Genomic DNA, 23,336 nt, shown 5'->3' with positions numbered 1-23,336 from the left:
TGTCCTGCGGGTGCTGTCACCTTCCTGGCCCCCAACCGGGAGCGCCCCGGGGGGTTCAGGAGCCTGAGGTTCGAGGGGTAGCAGCACCGCCTCCGGCCAGGAGTCAGACCCGCTGCATCCGGTAGACGCAGGTCCGGTAGGGCATCTCGACGCTGTCGCGGCCGGCCAGGGCCGGGTCGGTGGCGGTCAACTCGCCGATCTCCCGGTCGAGGCGGGCCCGCTCGGCGGCGTCGGCGGTCAGGTAGGTGGAGCGGGACCGCACCAGGTCGATCAGCCGGTCCGTCGGGACGGTCACGGTGTGCTCGATCAGGCCACGTTCGGGTTCGGTGAACCACGGCGTCACCGGCCCGTACTGCCAGGCGCTTTCCAGGCCGTATCCCTCGGTGCCGACGATGCCGGAGAGCGCGGCCACCCACGGGGTGCGGTCGTCGCGGATGTTCCACAACGCGGCGAAGACGCCGCTCTTGCGCAGCACCCGGTGGATCTGCGGCAGCGCGTCCTGCGGAGTGAACCAGTGGTACGCCTGCCCGACCACGACGGCGTCGACGGACTCGTCCGGCAAGGGGATGTCCTCGGCGCTGCCGGCCAGTACCTGCATGCCCGGGTGGCGTTCGGCGGCCACGGCGCGCATCTGCTCGTCGGGTTCGACCGCGATCACCTCATGGCCGGCGGCGCGCAACACACCGGCCAGCGGCCCGGTGCCCGCCCCCAGATCCAGTACGCGGACCGGCTCGGCGCCGATCGCCCGAGCCACCGCCCGCACCGGGTAGGTCGGCCGGATCGAGTCGTACAGCCGGGCAGCAGAACCAAAGGACAGCGCAGAGATCGACATGCTCGTGACCGTACCCAGATCCGGGCCGACGATGCCGACGCCGCGGCAACCCAGGTACACGCCGACGACTGCCGGTCGGCAGTCGGTGCTGCCTGGGACTACGTACTGCGGCGGGTCTCCTCCAACGGGGTGTGGTTGAGTTCCGATCGGCTTGGTACTTCCCTGTGTGGTTCGGGAAGTTGACCTTGCCGTTGCGTCAACTTCTACGGTCGTGTGTGGCCGGACAGTCCGGTCGGGATGGGAGACGGTGATGGCCTGGTCGATCGCGGAGGTGGCCCGGATGTCGGGTGTGACGTCGCGGACGCTCCGCCATTACGACGAGGTGGGCCTGCTGCCGCCGGCATCGGTCGGGAGCAACGGCTACCGCTACTACGGGGAGGGCGAGTTGCTGCGGCTGCAGCAGATCCTCGTGATGCGGGAGCTGGGCCTGGGGCTGGTCGAGATCGGGGCGGTGCTGGCCGAGCAGGTCGACCAGGTGGAGGCGCTTCGGGCGCATCACCGGCAGCTTGTGGCCGAGCGGGACCGCCTGGAGACGCTGGCCCGCACCGTCAGCCGCACCATCGCCGCGTTGCAGGACAGGAAGGACGACGACATGTCGACGATGGAGCACCCGGAGAACCTGTTCGAGGGGTTCGACGCCTCGAGCTACCAGGACCGGGCGGGCGAGCGGTGGCCGCAGGAGGCGGAGCAGTCCCGGCAGTTCGCCGACACGCTCACCGCGCAGGACCACGAGCGCCTGCAGCGGGAGGCGACCGCGCTGCTGGTGCGCCTGGCCGCGCTCATGGCGGCCGGTACGCCGGTGGCCGACCCGGCGGTGCAGGCCGAGGTGGACACGCAGTACCAGGGCCTGTGCCGGATGTGGACCCCGAACGCGGCCGCGTTCAAGGCTCTGGGGCAGACCTACGTCACCGACGCGCAGTGGCGGTCGGTCTACGACCGGGTCGCCGACGGCCTGGCCGAGTACCAGCGCGACGCGATGGCCGCCTACGCCACCGCTCGCCTGAGCTGACCCCCGCGCTTCGCCGGGAGGCCGCTGCGGCCCCGGCCTCCCGGTGTGGCACGTCCCGAACCGCGCACCGAACAGGAACCCGCCGTGATCCCCACCAACTGGATCCATCACCACCGCTCCCAGGACAACGAGCTCCTGGGCTACCTGTGCCCGGCCAACGGCACACCCGCTCAGTTCGTCCCGGTCACCGTCTTCGGCTACCCCCTTGCGGCCCCGACCGACTGGGACCAGGCCCGGCACGTCCTCCAGTCCACCGGCCTCAGCTGCCTGGCCGAGCCCTGGCTGCTGACCGTGCCCGACCGTGAGGAACCCGTCACGGTCCAGATCATCGAGGCCGCCCCTGGGCAGCTGAGGATACGCAGCATCGACTACGGCTACCAGGGCACACCCTTCGGCGAGGTCATCATCCTCCCGGTCCCCGATACCGGCCGCCTCCAGCGGCGCTGACCTCAACGGACTTCTCGTGCTCGCCCTGGTCCACAGCTTCCCGGTTGCCTCCAAGTCGAGTTCGTCGAGGCGGCAGAACGTAGTCAGGTCAGGGCGGGCGAAGGTAGCGTCAGGCACCTTGAGCCCTGCCCGGCCACCGCCGTGCACGCCGGCCACGCCCTCAACTGTGAAGCGCCACTTCAGGAGCCGATGATGGATGACGACATTCAGCTGGTCAGCGACGGCGACGGCCTGGCGGTCATCGGGAGTCCGACGGCGGTCGAACGCTTCCTCGTCTCCGAAGGACTGCCGTCGACGGATCTCGGACTGCCACGGCTCGGTTCCACCCTCGGTGCCGTGGCCGGGGCCGCGCAGGCAGGTTCCGAGATTGCAGCCAACTCGGGCCGCTGGGTGAAGTTGACCGAGCAGTCCGCGCAGGCTCTCAAGAAGTACAAGCTGATGGAAGGCTCGAATGCGGGTGTCAGCCGTGCCGTGTTGACGGAGAACGGCAAGATCAAGGGGCTCCTCGAACTGGCGAAGACGCCCGGATCGCTGCTGACCAATCCGGCGCTTCTGGCCGGTGTCGCGGGGCTGATGGCGCAGCTTGCGATGCAGCAGACCATGGATGAGCTCACCGACTACATCGCCGCGATCGACGAGAAGGTCGACGACGTGCTCCGCGCCCAGAGGGACGCGGTGTTGGCGGACATGATCGGAGCGGGCTTCGTCATCGAGGAGGCCTTGACCGTCCGGGAGCAGGTGGGTCGGATCTCCGAGGTCACGTGGTCGAAGGTGCAGGTCACGTCGATGACGATCGCGCGGACGCAGGCCTATGCGTTGCGTCAACTGGACGCGCTCGCCGAGAAGATGGAGCGAAAGACCAAGATCGGTGATCTCGCGAAGGCGTCCAAGGCCGCAGAGTTCACCGTTCAGGAGTGGCTCGCCGTGCTGGCTCGTTGCTTCCAACTGCACGACGCGATCGCGGTGCTCGAACTCGACCGCGTGCTGGATGCGTATCCGGATGAGCTGGACGGGCATCGCCTCGCGCTCCGGGCTGCCCGGCAGCACCGGATGGATCTCATCTCGCGGAGCACCGAACGTCTGATGGCCCGCGTGGACGCGGCTGTCGGCACGGCCAACACGAAGGTGCTGCTGCACCCGACGGCGTCCCCCGCCCTGGTGCACTCGAGAAACCATGTCGCGCTGGCCGTCGCTGACTTCCACGGGCGGCTCGGGATCCGGCGCGGGCGGCAGTCACTGGACGCGAGACGATGGGTGGATGCGGCCGCGGAGACGAGGGACAAGGCGCTCGAGACGGGAGCGGAGGGCGTCAATGCCGCCAGGCGGCTCGGTAACGAGTCCCTCGACCGAGCCAGATCGGTGACGGGCAAGCTCTCCAGTGGGATTGCCGAGCGTGTGCGCCGTCGGCGCGGGGACGACGTCGGCACAGATGTGCCGTAGGCGGGCCGTTTGCTTCGGCCGCGAGCGACCACTAGCGTCGCGGTCATGACAGCCATGACTCCCGAGCCCCCCTTATTGACAGAGAGTCACAACCGGCTGGAGGGCGGCGAGGAAGACTGGCGCTGCCTGGACGTGAGGCAGTACGTCCTCGCGGCGGACGGGGAGAAGCTGGCCTGCACGGTCGGGCAGCCGGCGCTCCCTCCCGCAGGCCTGAGTGCGGTGGTGCTGCACGGTGCAGGCGCCGCCGACCAGCACGTGCATGCCCAACTCGCCCGCCTGCTGGCCGAACGCGGCTGTCGGTCGATCAGCCTCGACTTCTCCGGGCACGGGGTGAGCAGCGGTGAGCTCAGGGAGCTGAGTCTCCGGCGTCGCTTCGATCAGGCCTGTGCGGTGGTCGAGGAGTTCGCCGGCGACACGGACCAGCTGGTCCTGGTCGGGGCGAGTATGAGCGGGCAGACCGTCGCCGATCTGCTCGCCCGGTACGGCACCCGTGTGGTCGCCGTCGGTCTGCTGGCCCCGGCCGTCTACTCGCGCCGGGCCTGGGACCTCCCGTTCGGCGGGGGCTTCACCGAGGTCATCCGCACTCCGCAGGCCTGGCGTGACTCGGCGGCCCTCGACGCCTATGCCGCCTTCGCCGGACGGGCCGTTCTCGCGGTGCCCGCCGAGGACCACGTGATCCCGCCGGCCGTGAACGAGTCGCTGGCCCGCGCACTCTCCACCCGGGCCGACTTCACCCACCTGGTGCTCCCCGAAGCAACTCACCATCTGGGACGCTACTTCAGGGCGTATCCGGCGGAGTGCGCCCAGGTTGCCGACCTGCTGCTGGGCCCCTCGGCGCGGCCGTTGTCACCGTCCCGGCAGGGAGGAGAACAGGTCGCAGGCGGAGCAGTTGGTCCAGGTTGATCGGCAGAACTGACGTCTCGGAACGGGGGAGTGACGTGGAGCAGGAGATAGCTGGGCCCGACAGCAGGGTGACGGCGATGGCCGGGGAGGAGCGGCTCGGCGCGTGGCGGCTGGTGGCCGCGAACCGGAAGGGCCGTTTCCGGAAGACCTGGGGCGATGCACGGCTCCACCTGTACGACGAGGGGCTCGTGGTCACCGACCCGGAGCGCGGGGAGTGGGTGTTCCGCTGGGACTCGATCAGCGTCCTGCAGAACCTGAGCACGCTCAACGGCGCGGTCAGGGACGCCGCCTACACGCTGATCGGCCGGGACGGCTCGGCCGTGACGATCGGGCGCGGCATCCACGGGCTGTTCGAGAGCAAGCTCAAGGCCGCCGGGGTCACCTCGCTCACGCGCGGCCCCTACATCGTGCTGGAGCGTTCGTGGGGCCCGGAGATCCAGCAGGGCGTGCTGCGCACGCAGGGGGTGGCGGCGCTCGAACGGCTGGGGAGGGGTGAGACGTTGGCGTTCGGCCGGGTGTCGGTCGACCGGGACGGCGTCTCGTTCAAGGGGAAGACCGCGCGGTGGGCGGAGGTCAAGGAGGTCAGCATCCTGAATGCACTGGTGTGGTTCAACGACGCCCGGGGTCGCAGCATGCTGACCGGCGTCGGTGTCCCTGAGGTACCGAACCTCTACCTGCTCCTGGCCCTGGCGGACCAGCTGAAGGGCTGAGGAGTCGGGGGGAAGGAGGCTGCACACACTCCTCTCCACTACCAACATATACCGCACCGGGGGCCTTGCGGCAAGGCCCTGGTGGTGGCGCAGAATGGGCGGCCCAGGCCAGGACCTGCGGAAATGTCGATCTCGTGGATGGGTGTTCGGATGTTTGACGTGATCGTTTCCGGTGGTGGGCCGACCGGGCTGATGCTGGCCGGTGAGCTGCGGTTGCAGGGCGTGCACGTGGTGGTGCTGGAGAAGGAAGCGGTGCCGCCTGCGCAGTCCCGTGCGCGTGGCCTGCACGCGCGCAGTGTCGAGTTGATGGACCAGCGCGGCCTGCTGGACCAGTTCCTCGCGCTCGGCCAGCAGTTCACGGTCGGCGGCTTCTTCGCCGGGCTCGGCAAGTCGTGGCCGGCCCGCTTGGATACCTCGCACTCGTACGTCCTGTCGATCCCGCAGGTGGTCACCGAGCGGCTGCTGACGGAGCACGCCACCGGGCTCGGGGCTGAGATCCGGCGCAGCTGCGAACTGGTCGGGCTGAGCCAGGACGAGCACGGCGTGAGTGTCGAACTGGCCGACGGTACGCGGCTGCGCTCGCGCTACCTCGTCGGCTGCGACGGCGGCCGAAGCACGGTCCGCAAGCTGCTGGGCGTCGACTTCCCGGGGGAGCCCGCCAGGATCGAGACGCTGCTGGCCGAGGTGGAGGTGACCGTCACGCCGGAGGAGCTGGCCGCCGCGGTGGCCGAAGTCCGCAAGACCGAGCTGCGGTTCGGCGCCATCCCCGAGGGGGGCGGGGTGTACCGCGTCGTCGTGCCCGCCGACGGGGTGGCCGAGGACCGGACGACCGCGCCGGCCCTCGAAGAACTTCGGCAGCAGCTGCGGGAGTTCGCCGGTACGGACTTCGGTGTGCACTCGCCGCGCTGGATCTCCCGCTTCGGCGATGCGACCCGGCTGGCCGAGCGCTACCGCGTCGGCCGGGTGCTGCTGGCCGGCGACGCGGCGCACATCCACCCGCCGACCGGCGGGCAGGGGCTCAACCTCGGTGTCCAGGACGCGTTCAACCTCGGCTGGAAGCTGGCCGCCGAGGTCAACGGCTGGGCGCCGGACGGGCTGTTGGACAGCTATCAGGCCGAGCGCCGCCCGGTGGCCGCCTCCGTCCTGGACAACACCCGTGCGCAGACCGAGCTGATGTCCACCGAGCCGGGGCCGCAGGCGGTGCGTCGACTCCTGGCGGAACTGATGGACTTCGAGGAGGTGAACCAGTACCTGATCGAGAAGATCACCGGAATCGCGGTGCGGTACGACTGCGGCGAGGGGCACGAACTGCTCGGACGGCGGCTGCGGGACGTCGAGTTGAAGCAGGGCCGTCTCTACGGGCTGATGCACGGCGGCCGCGGTCTGCTGCTCGACCAGACCGGCCGCCTGTCGGTGGCGGGCTGGGCGGACCGCGTCGACCATGTCGTCGATGTGAGCGAGGAGTTGGACGTGCCCGCTGTCCTGCTGCGGCCGGACGGTCACGTGGTGTGGGTCGGCGAGGACCAGCAGGACCTGCTCAGCCGGCTGCCCGAGTGGTTCGGCGCGGCCGCCGGCTGAGCGTGCGGTCTCCCGTCCCACGGCTCAGGGTCACGGATCAGCGGGGCTTGAAGTCCTCGATCGCCTTCCAGATCGCCGCCTGCATGGACTTGCCTCCGCCGCGCCCGGAGTCCTCGATGATCTGGAGGCGTGCGTCCGGCCACGCCTTCGCCAACTCCCACGCCGTCTGCACCGGGCTGCCCATGTCGTGCCGCCCGTGGATCAGTACCGCCGGGATGCCCGCCAATCTGTCTGCGTTGCGCAGGAGTTGGTCGTCCTCCAGCCAGGCGTCGTTGCTGAAGAAGTGCGCGCAGATCCGGACGAACGCGATCTGCGCGTCGACCTCGCGGTCGCTGTACATGCCGGGAGTGCCGTTGGGCTCGTCCGAGATGACCGCGTCCTCCCAGGCGAGCCAGTCGGCAGCGGCCTTCTCGCGGACCGCCCGGTCGGGGTTCTCCATCAGCCGTGCGTAGGCCGCGAGCAGGTCGCCGTCCCGCTCGGCCTCGGGGACGCCGTCGCGGAACCTGTCCCAGGCCTCGGGGTAGAACTTCACCCAGGCAAAGTTCCACTGCGTCGCCTGCGACCACCACGCGCACGCCGACACGGTGGGAGCCACCAACGTTCTACGGGCCGGGCTGGTCCGTCGCAACGCCCAACAGGGTTAGCGAGAAGACCCCGGCTTCAGCCGGGGGAGGAGTCACGTCGTCGATCAGATGCTGCGTGGTGTTCAGGCGCATGTCCGCCGCCGGGTCGCTGGCATGTGGAGTACTGCGACCGCAGTTGCGCTGGTCGAAGCGGATCACGCGGTAGCGCTGGGGATCCCAGGCCCTCGTCGGCCGGTCCGCGGTGCCCGACCCCGGGCCGCAGTGGAGGCTCAGGGCGGGCTTGCCGAGCTGCTCGTAGTAGATGCGGTTGCCGTCTCCGGTGTCGAGGAAACCGCTCTGGTAGGGGTGAGTTGGGGGGTAGAGATCAGCCATAACGGTCGATCCTACGTACACGGTGGCAGTCTCAGCGGTGCCGCCGGTAGTGCAGCCCGACGGTCCCGTTGCTCCGGGCGGTGCTGGAGACCAGGTCGAGTTGGTAGGACCTGGGGTCGCCGTCGAACAGCCGGGTGCCCTCGCCCGCCACGTAGGGGAACAGGTCCAGGTGGAACTCGTCGATCAGGTCGAGTCGCATGAGTGACCGCCAGAGACGGACACCGCCCCAGAGGATGATGTCTCCGTCTCCGTCTCCGTCTCCGCCGTGCCTGAGCCGGTCGATCTCCTCGGTGGTGTCACCGGCGGCGATCGTGGTGCGGGCCCAGTCGGCGGTCTTCAGCGTGCGGGAGAAGACGACCTTGCGCGCGGGGTTGAGAATCTCCGCGACGGGGTGGCCGGTGTCCTTCGTGAGGGCATCGGCCATGGCCTCGTAGGCGACCCGGCCCATGACGTGGGTGTGCGCGCTCCGGAAGCGACCGAGCGACTGCTCCTTTTCGGCCGGGTCGTCGGGAAGGCCGAAACAGAACCGCCAGTACTCGGTGCCCTCGTCGGCGAGAAGGCCGTCGAGCGAGTAGAAGAACACGCACGCAATCAGCTTCCGCATGAGGAGGGCTCCATCGCCTCGCGTCGCAACATTCCGGTATAGCCCATTTTATTCATTCTTCCGGAATACCGCGTGCCACTTCAGGGGCGCGCTGTCGGTGGGCTGTGTTCAGATTTCGATGCTTGCTTCATCACGAGGGGGAGTACATGGAGACCGTGCGGGAGATCTGGGATCGGATCGAGGCCGAGCTCGGCAGGATGTCGCCGAGGGTGCGGGCCGCGCTGCCGGCCGGTGCGACCGAGGAGGAGATCAGGGCTGCGGAGGCTGCGATGGGGGTGGAGCTGCCGGAGGAGGTCAGGGAGTCCTACCGCCGCCACAACGGCCTGCCCGGCGTCCGCATTCGCTGGCAGGACCCGCTCTACTCGCTCGACGAGATGGTCGCCGACTGGCGTTGGCGGGCCGACGACGTGGGTGACTTCGACGACGAGGACGCGGAGGAGGACGGCGTGATCCGCCGCAAGGTCGCCTGGTCGGCCGGGTGGATTCCGATCCTGAACCACGGCAACGGCGATGTGGACTGTATCGATCTTGATCCGCCCGCCCCGGAGCGACTGGGACAGATCATCGACTGGACGCACGAGGGCTGGACGGCCGACTACGTGACCACCGGCCTGCGGGCCCTTCTTGCCGAGCTCGCCACGGATCTGGAGACCGGCCGGTACGAGGTCGACGAGGCGGGCGACAGCTCGGCTGACGACGACCTGCCCCGGTTGAACTGGCTGGGGGACTGAGCTCTCCTCGGCTGCGGCTGGTCGTGCCGGACCGGGTCAGGACGTGGCACCGATCCGCGCTCGTAGCCCTTCGGCAAACAGGCGCGCCGCCTCCAGATCGGCGGCATTGGGCCGTCCCTTGTTGATGCCGCCGATGAGCCGGAACGGAGGCCAGGTGTCGAAGCCGCGACACGAGAAGGTGCCGTGCACTTCGAAGCCCTTCCGTTCGAGAGCCCGGACGAGGGGGCGGAACGGCGGCTTGGGCAGCCCGCTGGTGGCGAACACGAACGCCTTGCGTCGTTCCCCGGGCGGGAGCGACCGGACGAACTGGCGCAGCCTCGGGTTGAATGTCCTGGAGAAGATCCCGGCGCCGAACCCCACGAGGTCGCAGGCGGCGAGTTCTGCCATGTCGACCTCCTCGGGGTCGACAACACGGGCCCCCAGGGCCAGTCCCATGACGTCAGCGACCCTTTTCGTGTTGCCGTGCGACACGGACGCGCACACGATGACGGTCTTCATGCTGATACTCCTTGCTGTGAAGTGTTCCGCGTGGGTCACTCGGCTGGACGGCGTCCCCAGGCCGAGATCAGCGGCGCGAGTGTCAGGTCGAGTTCGCCGGCGTGGATGGCGGCCAGGTGCGCGTCGATCTCGGCGTCGTCGGCCAGGCCGGCCGCGAGCAGTTCGCCGCGTACGTGCCGGATGGTCGATGCCTCCAGCTGGTCGCAGGCCGGCCCGCCGAACGGGAAGGAGCCCCCTGCGGCGACATCCACCAAGCCGGCCTCACGCAGTGCACGCGGCAGGGTCCGGCCGTAGCGCAGGTCCGCGCCGCGGCGCTTCAGCAGCTCCCGGACGGCGTCGCGCAGCCGGTTGGCCCGCTGCTGCGCAGGGCCGCTGTCGTCCAGGCACGCCAGCGGTTGCAGTGCGGTGTCGGCGTCCTCGACCAGCAGCCAGCCGCCGGGCCGTAGCGCTGCCGCCATCGTGGCCAACGCCCTTACCCGGTCGGGTACATGGATCAGCACGAGCCGGGCGTGCACCAGATCGAACGTCCCCGGCTCCGGGGGCGGATCGGCGGCGACGTCGTGTTGGCGCACCTCGTACCCGGCGCCCGTCTTCAGCCACGACGGGTCGATGTCCGTGACCAGCACGTGCCCGGTCGGACCGACGGCCGCCGCGAGCGCCTCCGGGATGCTGGTGCCACCGGCCCCCACCTCCCAGCAGCGCGACCCGGCCCCGACCCCCAGTCGGTCGAAGTGACCGCGCGTCACACCGTCGAACAGCTCGGCCAGCCAGACGAATCGCTCGCCCGCCTCGGCGCGCGCGTTGTCCAGCAGATACCCCTGGGCGGGAACTGTCGGATCCGGTCGGCCACCGGCGTGCGGCGGGCGGGGCGAGGAGGTCATTTCTCCATGGTCCACCTCACCTCCCCGGGCGACCAACGCCGCGACGACGGGAGAGAGGTATCTCACACACATGTCGAACCCGACGGGCCGTCAGGAACCGGACACCGTACGATATGTCACTCGATTCCGAGGGGCCCGATGCCCAGGTCCTCACGCATGAGGCGACGCATCTGCGCCATGGCCTCGCGTCGCCGCGCTATCAGGGGCGCGTCGTCGGCCGAGCCCACGGCCGCTCCACGGGCGTAGGCATCGCGGATCGTGCGCAGGCTGTGGAACGCCTGGTTCGCCGCCTCCACCACCTGCGGCGGGCCCACGAGCCAGAGGCGTTCGCTCGCCGTGTAGATGCCGGTGCCACGCACGGCCTCCCGCACCGCCGCGTCGCGTGCTGATTCGGACATGTGGTCGCCCAGCGCGACGGCCCGTATCTCCTCACCTGCGGCTTTGAGTGCGGAGACGTACTCCGTGTAGACCTCGCGCCGTACCTCCAGAGCGTGCCTGGCTTCCTCCCGCCGCCACTTGTTGCGGTCGGCGATCAGGGTGGCTGCGATGCCGATGACGGCACCGGTCAGTGTGGAGAGCAGGGGCGTCAAGTCCATGCGGCACAGCTTCTCCAAGCCGGTGCACCGGCGCCAGTGGTCCCCGAAAGGGTGCCGAACCGGCCTCCCGCCCCGGGGCTGCGAATTGGCCGGTCTGGTAGGTGTACCGACCGGCCCCGGGTGGTTACGTTCGTGACCGGCAAGTAGGGGGCCCCGCAAGGGGGTTGCGACGCGGGCACTGCGCCGGGCACACCCGGCCGGAGGTGCTTCGTCTCCCATAGGGACCAACATGCACAGGGGGAATGGCCATGGGGATGACACGACGTCTGGCTGGGCTCGGTGCGGCGGCAGCGATGAGCGCCGCACTGATGATCAGCGTGCCGACCGCCGCGCACGCGGCAAGCTACTGCAGCGGGAACGTCGTCGAGCAGCACGACGGCAACGGCTTCAGCTCCCGTCTGATCGAGTCGTACGACGGCAACAGCATTTGCGTCAACACCTGGAACCAGACCGGTCACCAGGCCTGGACGTGGGCCGTCATCAAGTACCCGAACGGCTCCGATGTGGCCCATGACTGGGGCAACTACACCCAGTACGCGTCCACCGGTTGGGTCCCCAAGAGCGGCTGCTGGCAGTGGGTCGGCATCCCGGTCAGCCCCGGCTCGGGCACCTGGAACGTCTACTACCACTGCTTCTAGTCAGGTGGCCTCGGCGCGCCGTCTGGGTAGAGTTGCGCCGTGCCTGAGTTGAAGCAGCTGGATGCTGGCCATGCCCCGGCGGTGCTGGCCTTCGAGCTGGCGAACCGTGCCTACTTCGCTGCCTCGATCTCCGACCGGGACGACGACTTCTACGACCAGTTCGCCGACCGGCACAGTGAGTTGCTGGCTGATCAAGAGGCTGGCAGCTGCGCCTTCTACGTGCTGGTCGCCGAGGATGGCTCGGTTCTGGGCCGCTTCAACCTGTACGACTTCGAGGACGGCACTGCCAACCTCGGCTACCGGGTCGCGCAGCACGTCGCCGGCCGCGGCGTAGCGACCGCGACCGTCCGGGAGTTGTGCCGGGTGGCGGCGGCGCGGCACGGGCTGCGCTCACTGCGAGCAGCCACCTCCCACGCCAATGCCGCGTCCCAGAAGGTGCTGGCCAAGGCCGGGTTCGTCCCGGTCGGCCCGGCAGACCCCGCAGACCTCGGCGGTAAGTCAGGCACCTGGTATCAGCGCGACCTGGCGCCCCAGCCCTAGACCGCGATCTTGAATCGAAAACGCCCAGGTCGCGGTCTGCTCGCCGGGCCGATGAACGTCTACTAGCCCTACCAGCGCCAGACCGCCCGCGCATGACGATCACGGCCTACGGTCGTTGGCGTGGTGGCCGCAGGGCCAAGTGTTGGCCGTCATCCGGCGACAGCGGGTGCGAGCCGCCGGACCCCGAGCACCGACCGTGCGGTGTTCATCGCTGCCCTGGCGCGGGCGGCCCCGGCGGTCGTGACCCCGGCGCCGCCGCCCAGAGTGACTGCTCGCCTGGCGAATCCGGCGCAGGGGCGGCAGATGCCCGCCTGCGGGACGGGGTCATGGCACTCGGCGCACTCGAAGCGTTGGGCCGTGGGTGGCTGCTCCGGGCTGTGGGTGGGTGGCATTTTGTGGGTCAGCCGGTGGCGGAGGACGGCTGCGGGGGAGTGCACGGTGGCCGGTAGGCCGGGGAGCAGGGCCTGGGTCAACTGGGTGATGTTGCTGCCGCGTTCGAGCCACTGGGTGACCAGCGGGGCGAGTTTCAGGGCTTCGGCTTCGCCCAGGTGCAGGCGTGGTTCTGGCCGGATGACCCGGAACAGTGTCGCCATTGCTTCGCGGGCGTGCTGGGTTTGCTGGGCGGGGAGGGTGGGTTCTTCTGCCGGGTTCTTTACAGGAGGGGTGTCAGGGTGGCCGGTGGTCGCGTCACCGGGGGTCGGACGGGGGACATCCGGCAGGTCCGGGCGCTGCGGGGTGTCGTAGGCGTGGGCCTCGCTGCGGATCGTGCCGTCGGGCAGCCGGATTCTGTCGACCCGGTAGTACCCGGCTTCGGTGAGTTCTTTGAGGGCTTTGCGGATCGCGCCGCGCCCCTGCGGGCTGGTGTCGGCCATCGAACGGCCGTCCTCGCGGCGGCCGTCGGGGCGGGAGAGGAGGTCGGCGAGCAGCCCACGGGCGGTGTAGCTGAGCCGACGGTCCTGGAGAAGCCCGTTCGGCAGGACGGTGAATGAGCGCACGTGGGCGCTACGATGTACACGCATTGGGAGTTGCTGCTCCTGGTGTCGGACCCCGGGGTGTTAGCGCACCGCCGGGGTCACTCATGTTCAGTTAACTACGCAACGTAGTGCACACCCTGTGGCGCGGCTGGGCGTCTGCCATCATCCGCCGTAATCCGCCATGTACTGCTGTCCGGAAGTGGGTTGAGGGGATGATCATCGGACTGGTAGCTTTCACCCGACCGTGAAGACGCCAGAGGAGGTGAGACCCATGAGCGCTGTACCCATGTGGGTGCTCCCCCTCTCGCCACGGTCGGGCGACTGACGCACGCGTCGCCGGGAGCGCCTCGACAACCAGGCACTCCCGAAGGGCAACCCCCATGCACTCTCTGCAGTTCACTGCCGAGTCGTCGTCGAACGGCGTGCTCGAGCGCGACTTCACCGTAGGTGATGTCCCCGGTGTCCTCTGGTCGCCGGCCTCCGACGCGGCCGACCGCGCGCCCCTGATCCTGATGGCCCACGGCGGCGGCAACCACAAGAAGCACCCGGCGATGTCCGGCCGCGCCCGGCTCCTGGTGACCGGCCTCGGCTTCCACGTCGCCGTCATCGACGCGCCCGGTCACGGCGACCGGCCGCGCACTGCGTACGACGAGGCGGAGATCGCCGAGCTGTTCCGGGCGAGGGCGGCGGGCGAGCCGGAAGGCCCGATCGTCGTGCGCTACAACGACCAGCTGGCAGAGCTCGCCGTGCCCGAGTACCAGGCGATGCTGGACGCCCTCCAGGAGCTCCCGGAGATCGGCGCCGACGGGCTGGTCGGCTTCTGGGGCATCAACATGGGTACCGCGATCGGCATCCCGTTCGTCGCGGTCGAACCCAGGATCGCCGCCGCGGTCTTCGGCCAGCACTGGCCGGACACCCTGGCCGAGAAGGCGAAGCAGATCACCGTCCCGATCGAGTTCGACCTCCAGTGGGACGACGAGCACATCTCGCGCGAGGAGGGCCTCGCACTGTTCGACGCCTTCGCCTCGAAGGAGAAGTCGTTGCACGTGAACTCGGGCAAGCACAAGGAGCTGCCCAGGTTCGAGGCCGAAAGTGCGGTGCGGTTCTTCGCCCGGCACTTCGGCCGGTCGGTCACCTCACCCGCCTGACGGGCATGGTCGCGGTGCCCGCCCGTAAGCCGGGCGCTGCGACCGACTATTGCATCGCCCTTTGCATCCGAACTGTTACTTTCCGTGCCCGGATCGGGTGCATGTCGCGCCGAAGTTGTCGGCCACCAGGCGGGTGGACCAGCGGCGGAGGAGGTCTTCTACCGGCGGGTGGGCGAGACCGGCGGCGGTGGCGAGACGGTCGGCGGACGTGGTGTCGTACCGGTCATCCGAGAGGAACGACAAGGTCTCCGGCTCCACACCCGTCAGCGCGCGCGGCAGACGTCGGACAAGCCCGACAGGCAGGCGGAGAGCGGGAGTTCGGACACCCAGGTGGTCGGCCAGCAGGGCGACCACCTCGGGCAGCGGCGGGGTGGCCGGGTCGAGCACGGTGTGGCGTCGGACGGCGCCTTCGTCGTGGTCGGGCACGGCGGCGAGGAAGCGGGCCAGGTGGTCGATCGCCACCACCGGGACGAAGGTGCGTCGGTTGCCCGCGAGGGCGGGCAACCGACCGTGCCAGAGCTGCTCGACCAGGGGGGCGAGCCCGATGTACTGCCCGGCCTCGCCGGTGACGGAGTGTCCGACGACGGTGCTCGGGCTGACCACGCTGAGTGGCACGCCGAGCTGCGGCGCGAGCACCCGGACGGCCGCGTCACCCTCGTACTTCGACGCCTCGTACGGCCCGAGCCTGCGGTAGAGCCGCTCGGACTCGGTGGCGGGCAGCGGGAAGACCGGGTACTCCCGGCGTCCGACGCGGTAGCCGGAGAGGTGAACAAGCCTGCGCAGGTGCGGGAGTTGGGCTGACCAGCGGAGCACGTGCGCGGCGCCCTCGGCGTTCGCGGCGCGAGCCTCGGCCACCGGCAGGCCGAAGCGGTAGCGCGCGGCGAGGTTGTGCACGTCGCGGACGGCCTCCAGGCTCGCCCGCTCGGCGGGGGAGAAGCCGAGATCGGGGCGGGTGACGTCGGCGGCGAAGGTGGTGAGGGCGGCGAGGGCGGAGTCGTCGGCGCCGTGCTCACACAGCCAGCCGCGCAGCTGCGCCGCGCTGCTCGGGCGGACTCCGGCGGCTACCGGGTGTCCCTGGGTGAGGAGTTCGAGGACGAGCCAGCGTCCGAGGAAGCCGGCGGCGCCGAGGACCAGGGTGGTCGGTGCGGGGGCGGTCATGGGAGCTCCCTGAAAGTAATAGATCGGTCTACATATTTTGAGGACGCGGATGAGTGTGGGTGAGATGGGGGAGTGGTGGGTCAGGCGAGCAGGGAGACGGCCGCGCGGGTGCCCTGGTCGAGCGGGAGGCGGCTGCGCCGGACGCGGGCCAGCAGCAGCGCCCCCTCCAGCAGGGCGAGCACACTCCCGGCGGTGGCGTCGGCGGCGGCCGGGTCACGGCCCTCGCTGACGAGCAGGTCGGCCAGGGCCTGCTGCCAGTGCTCGTACGCCTCTGCGCAGATCAGCCGGAGCGGGTCGTTGGCGGCCGAGACCTCCAGGGCGACGGTGGCCAGCGGGCAGCCCTTGGTGAAGTCGGACTGCTCCATCCGGTCGCCGAGGGCCGTCATCAGCCGCTCGACCACGGCGGCCGATGTGGTCGTGGCGGCCGACAGTCCGGCGATCAGGTCGCTCACCTCGCGCCCGGCCTCGGTCAGCGCCTGGCCGACCAACTCGTCCTTCCCGGCGGGGAAGTGGAAGTAGAGCGAGCCGCGCGGTGCACCGCTCTCCGCGAGCACCTGGCTGAGCCCGGTGCCGAAGTACCCCTGCGCCTCCATCAGCGCCCGGGTCGCCTGCACCAGTCGTGCCCGTGTCTCGTCGCCCTTGGCTCCCATGCACCCAACAGTAGACCGACCGACATATTTTGACCAGAGCCGGTCGGGGGCAGGTCAGGGTGGCCGATACGGTGGTGGGTTATGAAGATTCTTGTGCTTGGTGGTACATCGTTCGTGGGCCGGGCGATCGTCGACGACGCGCTGCGGCAGGGTCACGAGATCACGCTCTTCGGGCGGGGGAAGACCGGGGTGGAGCTCTTCCCGGAGGTCGAGCGGCGGCTCGGGGACCGCGCGTCGGGGGACTACGAGTCGCTGCGGCAAGGGAGTTGGGACGCGGTTGTCGACGTGAGCGGGCTGCTGGTGCGGCAGGTCGAGGCGGCGGCGGAGGTGCTGGGGGAGCGGGTGGGGCGGTATCTGTTCATCTCCAGCCACGCCGTGTACGCGCAGTCGGGTGTGCTGCCGGGATCGGACGAGGACACGCCTCGCCGGGAGCCGGTGCGGGCCGACAGTGTCGAGGAGTTGGACAACGACACGTACGGGCCGTCGAAGGTGGCCTGCGAGGACGCGGTGACGGCCCGCTACGGCGCGCGGGCCACGATCGTGCGGCCGGGGAAGGTCGCGGGCCCGCACGATCCGTCGGACATGTTCACCTACTGGGTGCGGCGGGCCGCGCAGGGCGGCCGAGTGGCGCTGCCGGGCGATCCGGAGCAGCCGGTGCAGATCGTCGACTCGCGTGATCTGGCGCGGCTGGTGGTGCAGTTGGTGGCGGACCACCGGCCGGGAGCTTTCCATGCCGTCGGTCCGGCGGAGCCGGTGACGCTCGGCGGGCTGATCGAGACCTGTGCCCGGGTGGCCGGGAGTGCGGTGGAGATCGTGCCAGTGCCGCCGGGGTCGGCGACGCCGCTGTTCCCGCTGGTGCGCGCGGACTGGCCCGCGCAGCAGCGCAGCGCCGCTCGCGCGCGGGCGGCCGGGATGCCGGCGACGCCGCTGGAGGTGACTGCGGCGGACGTGCTGATCTGGGACCGCGAGCGGGGCGAGCCGCCGCTGCGGCGCGGCTTCTCGGCTGCTCAGGAGCGCGAGCTCCTGGCCCGGAGCTGACTTCCGGTCAATCTCGGCTGACCGTACGTCAGCTGATCGGTAGTCGCACGAACCCCGAGCTGACTGGTGATCAGCATGAAGGTTCAGTGCCTATATGACAGCCCGATGGCTTGAATCGTTCAGATCCGAGCCACCGGGCATTCAAAACCATGGTGCAATGTCACATACCAAGAGGTCGTCCGGAGCAGCCGGACGGCTCGAACCACGACAGGGAGTACCCCTCATGAATCGACTCGCCCTCACCACGGCGGGTGCGATGGGCCTGGCGCTCCTCGCCTCGGGCCCGGCCATGGCCGTGGCGGCACCCGCTGCCACCGTCACGACCACCACGACTTGCGGGCCTTCCGGCCTGCAGGCCGGACTGATGACCAAGGTGTGCGCCGAGATCACCGGGACCAGCGTGGTCGTCTACGGCCAGGTCGGCCTGGCCGGTCCGCCGAGCCCGGGTGGCCCCGGCCCGCAGCCGCAGCAGCTCATCACCACGCTGGACGCCAACGTCGTGGGCGGCCAGTCCATCGGCTCGTCCCCGAAGTACGTGAACTTCCTGGCCTCGACCGTCCGGGTCGACGGCGTCTCCGGCACCGTCGCCTGCGGCGACACGGTGCACGCCGCCTTCGGTGTGGCGACCTACCCGTGGGCGCCCCGCCCCGTGACGTTGGACGTCCCGGTCAGCTGCTGACCAAGCGCTGACGGTACGTCGGCCCCGTGACGACATCCGCTCTGCCCGTGCGCACCGGCAGAGCGGACCCCGTCACGGGGCTTCCGGCGTTCCGGGCTCCCCGCGCGCCGTCGAATGCCACCGCGAGCCGGTGAAACGGGAGTGAAACCGCTCCGGAACGCCGAAGAAGCAATCGCGGCGCATGGTGTTCCGAACTGACGTGCCGGTCGCCGCCGTTGGGCGCGGAAGCTGCCGACACGCGCGGCCGTCTCCGCTCGCCTGCGGAGTCGGCCCGTCCGCTACCGTTGCCCGAAAAGCTCCGGTTCATCCCCCCATGGAGGTGCGCAGATGAGGCTCACCCCCCACGAGCAGGAGCGCCTGCTCATCCACGTCGCCGCCGACGTGGCGCGCGGCCGGCAGGCTCGGGGTCTGCGGCTGAACCACCCCGAGGCGGTCGCGCTGATCACCTCGCACGTGCTGGAGGGCGCACGCGACGGGCGTACCGTCGCCGAGCTGATGAAATCCGGCCGCCAAGTGCTGGGCCGGGCCGAGGTGATGGACGGCGTGCCGGAGATGATCCCCGACGTCCAGGTCGAGGCGACCTTCCCCGACGGCACCAAGCTCGTCACCGTCCACGGGCCGATCCTGTGACCGCCGATCGGTCGGCCGCGACCGACGACCAGACCGACTGCCGGACCGACGACGACCCGGTGCCAGGTCAGATCCTGTACGGCGAGGGCGAGATCGGCCTGAACCCCGGCCGCCCGGTCACCCGGCTGATCGTCGTCAACGGCGCCGACCGGCCCGTCCAGGTCGGCTCGCACTACCACTTCGCCGAGGCCAACCCGGGGCTGGAGTTCGACCGCGCGGCCGCGTACGGGCTGCGCCTGAACATCCCGGCGGGCACCGCCGTCCGGTTCGAGCCGGGCATCCCGGCCGACGTCGCGCTGGTGCCGCTCGGCGGGCGCCGGGAGGTGGCCGGGCTGCGCGGCGAGACCGGAGGGCCGCTCGATGGCTGACTTCGCACTCAGCGTGACCCGGCAGCGGTACGGCGCGCTCTACGGGCCGACGGCGGGCGACAGGATCAGGCTGGCCGACACCAATCTGCTGATCGAGATCGAGGAGGACCGCTGCTGCGGCGGCGACGAGGCGGTCTTCGGCGGTGGCAAGGTGATCCGCGAGTCGATGGGGCAGGCCCGGACCAGCCGGGCCGAGGGTGCACCCGACACGGTGATCACCGGCGTGGTGGTGCTCGACCACTGGGGCATCGTCAAGGGTGATCTCGGCATCCGCGACGGGCGGATCACCGCCCTCGGCAAGGCCGGGAACCCGGAGACGATGGACGGCGTGCACCCCGAGCTGGTGATCGGCCCGGAGACGGAGGTCGTCTCGGGCAACGGGAAGATCCTCACCGCCGGGGCTGTCGACGCCCATGTGCACTTCATCTGCCCGCAGTTGGCGGACGAGGCGCTCTCCTCCGGTGTGACCACCCTGGTCGGCGGCGGCACCGGGCCCGCCGAGGGCACCAAGGCGACCACCATCACGCCCGGCGGCTGGCACTTGGCCCGGATGTTCGCGGCGATGGACGACCTGCCCGTCAACATCGGGCTCACCGCCAAGGGCAACACCGTCAATCCGGCCGCCCTGCACGACCAACTGCGCGGTGGTGCACTCGGGTTCAAGATTCACGAGGACTGGGGTGCCACCCCGGCGGCGATCGACGCCTGCCTGCGGGTCTGCGACCGGACCGGTGTGCAACTCGCGCTCCACACCGACACGTTGAACGAGGCGGGGTTCGTCGGCGACACCCTGGCGGCGATCGCCGGGCGAGGCGTCCACGCTTACCACACCGAGGGTGCGGGCGGCGGGCACGCCCCTGACATCATCACCGTCGTCTCCGAGCTCAACGTGCTGCCCAGCTCCACTAATCCGACCCGCCCGCACACCGTCAACACCATCGAGGAACACCTCGACATGCTGATGGTCTGCCACCACCTCAGCCCGCACGTGCCGGAGGACCTGGCCTTCGCCGAGTCCCGCATCCGCCCCTCGACCATCGCGGCCGAGGACGTGCTGCACGACCTCGGCGCCATCTCGATCATCAGCTCGGACTCCCAGGCGATGGGCCGGATCGGCGAGGTGGTGATGCGCACCTGGCAGACCGCCCACGTGATGAAGGCCCGCCGGGGCGCGCTGCCCGGCGACGGCTGGGCCGACAACCACCGGGCTCGCCGGTACGTCGCCAAGTACACCCTCAACCCCGCCCGCGCCCAGGGCCTGGACGGCGAGATCGGCTCGGTCGAACCGGGCAAGCTCGCCGACCTGGTGCTCTGGTCGCCCGCCTTCTTCGGCGTCAAGCCCGATCTGGTCATCAAGGGCGGCCAGATCGCCTGGGCCCAGATGGGGGACGCCAACGCCTCCATCCCCACCCCGCAGCCGGTGCTGCCCCGCCCGATGTTCGGCGCCAAAGGCCGTGCCCCAGCCGGTAATTCGCTCAACTTCACCTCCGAGGCGGCGATCGCGGACGGGCTGCCGGAGCGGCTCGGGCTCGGCAAGCCGTTCATCCCGATCCGCAACACCCGGGGCGTCACCAAGGAGCAGATGGTCAACAACTCCGCCCGCCCGGACGTCCGGGTCGACCCCGACACCTTCACCGTCACCGTCGACGGCGAGGTCGTCACCCCGGCACCCGCCACCGAACTCCCGCTGGCCCAGCGGTACTTCCTCTTCTGATGTCGCTCGCCGCACTGCTCCTGCTCGCCGACGGCCGCTTCCCGGCCGGCGGCCATGCTCACTCGGGCGGCGCCGAGGCAGCCGTCAAGGCCGGGCGGGTGCACGACGCCGCCACCATGGCGGCCTTCCTGACCGGCCGCCTGCACACCTCCGGCCTGACCTCCGCCGCCCTCGCCGCAGCCGCGACCAGGGCGGCGGGCGGCGCAGCACCGTATGGCTTCGACGCGCTCGACGAGGCCGCCGACGCCCGGACGCCCTCACCCGCGCAGCGCGCCGTCAGCCGCCGGCTCGGCCGCCAACTGCTCCGCGCCGCGAGCGCGGCGTGGCCGCACCCCGTACTGGACCGGCTCAGGGCGCTGGGCAGTCACCAGCCGGTGGTGCTCGGCGCCGCCGCGTACGCCGCCGGGCTCACCCCGGCCCAGGCGGCGGCCGCCGCAGCGTACGAGAGCGTCAACGGCCCGGCCACCGCCTGCGTCCGGCTGCTCGGCCTCGACCCGTACCAGGTCGCGGCCCGGCTCGCCGGGCTCGGCCCGCAGCTCGACGCCGTCGCCGGGCAGGCCACCGAGGCGGCGCTCGCGGACGACCTCGCGCTGCTGCCCGCCGCCTCGGCACCCCTGCTCGACATCTACGCCGAGCAGCACCACTCCTGGAAGGTGCGCCTCTTTGCATCGTGACCACGTCGACCCCTTCGACGCCCCCACCACCCGCCACACCTTCACCGAGGACACGTTCACCGAGGGCACCTCCGCCGAGCCGCCCCGCCGGGCCCTGCGGATCGGGCTCGGCGGGCCCGTCGGCTCGGGGAAGACCGCCACCGTCGCCGCGCTCTGCCGCGCGCTGCGCGAGGAGCTGGCGCTCGCCGTCGTCACCAACGACATCTACACCACCGAGGACGCCGAGTTCCTGCTCCGGCACGCCGTCCTGCCGCCCGAGCGGATCACGGCTGTTGAGACCGGCTGCTGCCCGCACACCGCCATCCGGGACGACATCTCCGCCAACCTCGAAGCCGTCGAGGAGCTGGAGCTGAACCTCGCCCCGCTCGACCTGGTGCTGGTCGAATCCGGCGGGGACAACCTGACGGCGACCTTCAGCCGGGGGCTGGTGGACCATCAGATCTTCGTGATCGACGTCTCCGGCGGTGACAAGATCCCGCGCAAGGGCGGCCCTGGTGTATCCACCTCGGACCTGCTGGTGATCAACAAGACCGACCTCGCGCCGCTGGTCGGAGCCGACCTCGACGTGATGGCCCGGGACGCGGCCGCCCAGCGCGGAGCACTCCCCACCGTCTTCACCTCGCTGGCCGCCGCCGACGGCGTCGCCCCCGTCGTGGAGTGGGTGCGGGCCCGGCTGGCCGACTGGCGAGCGGGGTGACCAGTGGGGTGACCATCGGGCCGGACGATCGGTCGACGGCTCGGATCACCGCCGTCCGGGACGGCCGGGGCGGCACCGCGCTGCCCGTCCTGGACGGTGCGGGGCCGATCGCGCTGCGCCGCACCTCGGGCGAGGGCAGCGCCGCGCGGGTGGTGGTGGTCGGCTCGATGGCCGCGCCGGTCGGCGGCGACAGGTTCGCACTGGTGGCCGAACTGGGCTCGGGGGCCCGGCTGGTCGTCACCAGCGCCGCCGCGACCGTCAGCCTCCCCGGCCGGACGGGCGAGACGGCCTCCTACGATCTGACGATCAGTCTGGAAGGGGGCGCGCAGCTCGACTGGCACCCCGAACCGGTGATCGCCGCCACCGGCAGCCACCTGCTCATGACCACCCGCGTGCGGCTCGCCCCCGGCGCCCGCCTGCGGCTGCGCGAGGAGCAGGTGCTCGGCCGGCACCACGACTGGGCCCGCGCCGCCCCGCCCGGCCGCCTCACCAGCAGACTGACCGTCCACCGGGCCGGACGCCTCCTGCTCGACCAGCAGACCGACCTCGGCCCCGGCGCCCCTGGCTGGGACGGCCCGGCCGCCCTCGGCGGCCACCGGGCCATCGGCCAACTCCTCACCGTCGGCCACCCCGCGTCCGCGCCGCCGCCCGGCGCGGACGCGGCCCTCCTCGCCCTGCCGGGTACGGAGGCCACGCTGCTCACGGCCCTCGCACCGGACGCGCTGACCCTGCGGCGCCTACTCGACGGCGCATGCTCGACGGCGGATGACGGCACCGGGAGCGAGCCGGACGTCACGCGGCGTCCGGCGGGCCCTTGAGCTCGATCATGTTGCCCTGCGGGTCGTAGAGGTAGATCGACGGGCCGACGCCGAAGGCGCCCAGGCGGCTGCCGATCTCCCCGACCCGGACGTCGTGGGCCCGCAGGTGCTCCAGGATCGCGGCCTCGTCGTAGGAGACGACCCGCAGGCACAGGTGGTCCATGTTGTGGGCCTGAGCCGCCGGCGCCGGGCCGCCCTGGCGGCCGAGCTTCCCGTCGACCTGCACGAGATCGATCAACGAGGACCCCGCCCGCAGTTGCACCATGCCGAGGTCGTCCCGCCGGGTCTCGACCGAGCAGCCGAGCACCTCACGGTAGAACCGCTCCATCGCCTCCGCGTCGACGACACGCAGCACCACGTGGTCGATGGCATCGAGCTCGATCATGCTGGGCTTCCTTACACCTGGATGGCCGGCGCGGCCAGAT

General features: G+C 70.7%; 29 protein-coding genes. 18 read left to right on the top strand and 11 right to left on the bottom strand.

The genetic code is table 11. The annotated features are described in order from the left end of the window. Window positions 1-103: 103 nt before the first annotated feature. On the bottom strand, window positions 104-832 hold the full coding sequence (locus ACR68M_RS01960) for a class I SAM-dependent methyltransferase (RefSeq protein WP_441248617.1): 729 nt from the start codon (window positions 830-832) through the stop codon (window positions 104-106). 250 nt (window positions 833-1,082) lie between these two features. On the opposite strand from ACR68M_RS01960, the gene ACR68M_RS01955 reads away from it, so the two are divergent. The 6 genes from ACR68M_RS01955 to rox all read left to right on the top strand — a co-directional run bounded on the left by ACR68M_RS01955 (window position 1,083) and on the right by rox (window position 6,919). Further along, window positions 1,083-1,841: a MerR family transcriptional regulator gene (locus ACR68M_RS01955; RefSeq protein ID WP_441248616.1), complete on the top strand. Its 759-nt coding sequence runs from the start codon at window positions 1,083-1,085 to the stop codon at window positions 1,839-1,841. Between the two features lie 84 nt (window positions 1,842-1,925). Then, window positions 1,926-2,288, top strand: coding sequence for a hypothetical protein (locus tag ACR68M_RS01950; RefSeq protein WP_441248615.1), 363 nt, complete (start codon window positions 1,926-1,928; stop codon window positions 2,286-2,288). 192 nt (window positions 2,289-2,480) lie between these two features. Further along, window positions 2,481-3,728: a hypothetical protein gene (locus ACR68M_RS01945; RefSeq protein WP_441248614.1), complete on the top strand. Its 1,248-nt coding sequence runs from the start codon at window positions 2,481-2,483 to the stop codon at window positions 3,726-3,728. A gap of 75 nt (window positions 3,729-3,803) precedes the next feature. Further along, window positions 3,804-4,631 carry an alpha/beta hydrolase gene (locus ACR68M_RS01940; protein ID WP_441248613.1) on the top strand — a complete coding sequence of 276 codons (828 nt, stop codon included), beginning with the start codon at window positions 3,804-3,806 and terminating at the stop codon, window positions 4,629-4,631. A gap of 35 nt (window positions 4,632-4,666) precedes the next feature. Then, window positions 4,667-5,341 carry a DUF6585 family protein gene (locus tag ACR68M_RS01935; protein WP_441248612.1) on the top strand — a complete coding sequence of 225 codons (675 nt, stop codon included), beginning with the start codon at window positions 4,667-4,669 and terminating at the stop codon, window positions 5,339-5,341. 150 nt (window positions 5,342-5,491) lie between these two features. Beyond that, window positions 5,492-6,919, top strand: a complete 1,428-nt coding sequence (gene rox, locus ACR68M_RS01930; RefSeq protein WP_441248611.1) for a rifampin monooxygenase — start codon at window positions 5,492-5,494, stop codon at window positions 6,917-6,919. A 37-nt stretch (window positions 6,920-6,956) separates the two neighbouring features. Here the strand turns inward: rox and ACR68M_RS01925 are convergent, their stop codons facing one another. From ACR68M_RS01925 to ACR68M_RS01915, 3 genes are all read right to left on the bottom strand, one after another. Continuing rightward, window positions 6,957-7,451 carry an alpha/beta fold hydrolase gene (locus tag ACR68M_RS01925; protein ID WP_441248610.1) on the bottom strand — a complete coding sequence of 165 codons (495 nt, stop codon included), beginning with the start codon at window positions 7,449-7,451 and terminating at the stop codon, window positions 6,957-6,959. A gap of 70 nt (window positions 7,452-7,521) precedes the next feature. Beyond that, window positions 7,522-7,875: a hypothetical protein gene (locus tag ACR68M_RS01920; RefSeq protein ID WP_441248609.1), complete on the bottom strand. Its 354-nt coding sequence runs from the start codon at window positions 7,873-7,875 to the stop codon at window positions 7,522-7,524. A gap of 31 nt (window positions 7,876-7,906) precedes the next feature. After that, complete coding sequence (locus ACR68M_RS01915) at window positions 7,907-8,479, bottom strand: dihydrofolate reductase family protein (protein ID WP_441248608.1); 573 nt, start codon at window positions 8,477-8,479, stop codon at window positions 7,907-7,909. A 146-nt stretch (window positions 8,480-8,625) separates the two neighbouring features. On the opposite strand from ACR68M_RS01915, the gene ACR68M_RS01910 reads away from it, so the two are divergent. Then, window positions 8,626-9,210: an SMI1/KNR4 family protein gene (locus ACR68M_RS01910; RefSeq protein WP_441248607.1), complete on the top strand. Its 585-nt coding sequence runs from the start codon at window positions 8,626-8,628 to the stop codon at window positions 9,208-9,210. 36 nt (window positions 9,211-9,246) lie between these two features. On the opposite strand, the gene ACR68M_RS01905 is transcribed toward ACR68M_RS01910, so the two are convergent. The 3 genes from ACR68M_RS01905 to ACR68M_RS01895 all read right to left on the bottom strand — a co-directional run bounded on the left by ACR68M_RS01905 (window position 9,247) and on the right by ACR68M_RS01895 (window position 11,185). Then, window positions 9,247-9,708 (bottom strand): flavodoxin family protein, encoded by a 462-nt coding sequence (locus ACR68M_RS01905; RefSeq protein ID WP_441248606.1) that lies wholly within the window; start codon window positions 9,706-9,708, stop codon window positions 9,247-9,249. Window positions 9,709-9,743: 35 nt separating this feature from the next. Then, a complete protein-coding gene (locus ACR68M_RS01900) occupies window positions 9,744-10,589 on the bottom strand; it encodes a methyltransferase domain-containing protein (protein ID WP_441248605.1) in 846 nt (281 codons plus the stop codon). A gap of 116 nt (window positions 10,590-10,705) precedes the next feature. After that, complete coding sequence (locus ACR68M_RS01895) at window positions 10,706-11,185, bottom strand: hypothetical protein (protein WP_441248604.1); 480 nt, start codon at window positions 11,183-11,185, stop codon at window positions 10,706-10,708. Between the two features lie 254 nt (window positions 11,186-11,439). Here ACR68M_RS01895 and ACR68M_RS01890 point away from each other — a divergent pair, with 254 nt between their 5' ends. Next, on the top strand, window positions 11,440-11,823 hold the full coding sequence (locus ACR68M_RS01890; RefSeq protein WP_441248603.1) for a hypothetical protein: 384 nt from the start codon (window positions 11,440-11,442) through the stop codon (window positions 11,821-11,823). 39 nt (window positions 11,824-11,862) lie between these two features. Further along, window positions 11,863-12,363, top strand: coding sequence for a GNAT family N-acetyltransferase (locus tag ACR68M_RS01885; protein ID WP_441248602.1), 501 nt, complete (start codon window positions 11,863-11,865; stop codon window positions 12,361-12,363). A gap of 149 nt (window positions 12,364-12,512) precedes the next feature. Here the strand turns inward: ACR68M_RS01885 and ACR68M_RS01880 are convergent, their stop codons facing one another. Beyond that, complete coding sequence (locus ACR68M_RS01880; protein WP_441248601.1) at window positions 12,513-13,358, bottom strand: hypothetical protein; 846 nt, start codon at window positions 13,356-13,358, stop codon at window positions 12,513-12,515. 359 nt (window positions 13,359-13,717) lie between these two features. On the opposite strand from ACR68M_RS01880, the gene ACR68M_RS01875 reads away from it, so the two are divergent. Continuing rightward, a complete protein-coding gene (locus tag ACR68M_RS01875) occupies window positions 13,718-14,485 on the top strand; it encodes an alpha/beta hydrolase (RefSeq protein ID WP_441248600.1) in 768 nt (255 codons plus the stop codon). A gap of 75 nt (window positions 14,486-14,560) precedes the next feature. Here the strand turns inward: ACR68M_RS01875 and ACR68M_RS01870 are convergent, their stop codons facing one another. Together ACR68M_RS01870 and ACR68M_RS01865 are read right to left on the bottom strand one after the other, a co-directional pair. Beyond that, window positions 14,561-15,643: an SDR family oxidoreductase gene (locus ACR68M_RS01870; protein ID WP_441248599.1), complete on the bottom strand. Its 1,083-nt coding sequence runs from the start codon at window positions 15,641-15,643 to the stop codon at window positions 14,561-14,563. An 80-nt stretch (window positions 15,644-15,723) separates the two neighbouring features. Further along, window positions 15,724-16,293: a TetR/AcrR family transcriptional regulator gene (locus tag ACR68M_RS01865; RefSeq protein ID WP_441248598.1), complete on the bottom strand. Its 570-nt coding sequence runs from the start codon at window positions 16,291-16,293 to the stop codon at window positions 15,724-15,726. 81 nt (window positions 16,294-16,374) lie between these two features. Between ACR68M_RS01865 and ACR68M_RS01860 the strand changes: the two genes are divergently transcribed. From ACR68M_RS01860 to ACR68M_RS01825, 8 genes are all read left to right on the top strand, one after another. Further along, window positions 16,375-17,331 (top strand): NAD-dependent epimerase/dehydratase family protein, encoded by a 957-nt coding sequence (locus tag ACR68M_RS01860; protein ID WP_441248597.1) that lies wholly within the window; start codon window positions 16,375-16,377, stop codon window positions 17,329-17,331. 223 nt (window positions 17,332-17,554) lie between these two features. Continuing rightward, a complete protein-coding gene (locus tag ACR68M_RS01855; protein ID WP_441248596.1) occupies window positions 17,555-18,010 on the top strand; it encodes a hypothetical protein in 456 nt (151 codons plus the stop codon). Between the two features lie 327 nt (window positions 18,011-18,337). Next, window positions 18,338-18,640 carry an urease subunit gamma gene (locus ACR68M_RS01850; protein WP_441248595.1) on the top strand — a complete coding sequence of 101 codons (303 nt, stop codon included), beginning with the start codon at window positions 18,338-18,340 and terminating at the stop codon, window positions 18,638-18,640. A 59-nt stretch (window positions 18,641-18,699) separates the two neighbouring features. Beyond that, the gene (locus ACR68M_RS01845) at window positions 18,700-19,008 is read left to right on the top strand and encodes an urease subunit beta (RefSeq protein WP_441251806.1); all 309 of its coding nucleotides are present in this window, start codon (window positions 18,700-18,702) and stop codon (window positions 19,006-19,008) included. Next, a complete protein-coding gene (locus ACR68M_RS01840) occupies window positions 19,001-20,722 on the top strand; it encodes an urease subunit alpha (protein ID WP_441248594.1) in 1,722 nt (573 codons plus the stop codon). The genes ACR68M_RS01845 and ACR68M_RS01840 overlap by 8 nt, the downstream gene beginning before the upstream one ends. Then, window positions 20,722-21,396, top strand: coding sequence for an urease accessory protein UreF (locus tag ACR68M_RS01835; protein ID WP_441248593.1), 675 nt, complete (start codon window positions 20,722-20,724; stop codon window positions 21,394-21,396). Before ACR68M_RS01840 ends, ACR68M_RS01835 begins: the two co-directional genes overlap by 1 nt. Further along, a complete protein-coding gene (ureG, locus tag ACR68M_RS01830; protein ID WP_441248592.1) occupies window positions 21,386-22,093 on the top strand; it encodes an urease accessory protein UreG in 708 nt (235 codons plus the stop codon). Before ACR68M_RS01835 ends, ureG begins: the two co-directional genes overlap by 11 nt. An 8-nt stretch (window positions 22,094-22,101) precedes the next feature. Next, window positions 22,102-22,911, top strand: a complete 810-nt coding sequence (locus tag ACR68M_RS01825) for an urease accessory protein UreD (protein WP_441248591.1) — start codon at window positions 22,102-22,104, stop codon at window positions 22,909-22,911. Here the strand turns inward: ACR68M_RS01825 and ACR68M_RS01820 are convergent. Beyond that, entirely contained in the window at window positions 22,886-23,296 is a 411-nt protein-coding gene (locus ACR68M_RS01820) for a VOC family protein (RefSeq protein ID WP_441248590.1), read from the bottom strand. The two genes, ACR68M_RS01825 and ACR68M_RS01820, sit on opposite strands and share 26 nt — an antisense overlap. Window positions 23,297-23,336: the final 40 nt, after the last annotated feature.

The sequence above is a fragment of the Kitasatospora sp. McL0602 genome, from assembly GCF_052076145.1.
Classification (GTDB): domain Bacteria; phylum Actinomycetota; class Actinomycetes; order Streptomycetales; family Streptomycetaceae; genus Kitasatospora.
This window is presented reverse-complemented; position numbering and strand designations above follow the sequence as displayed.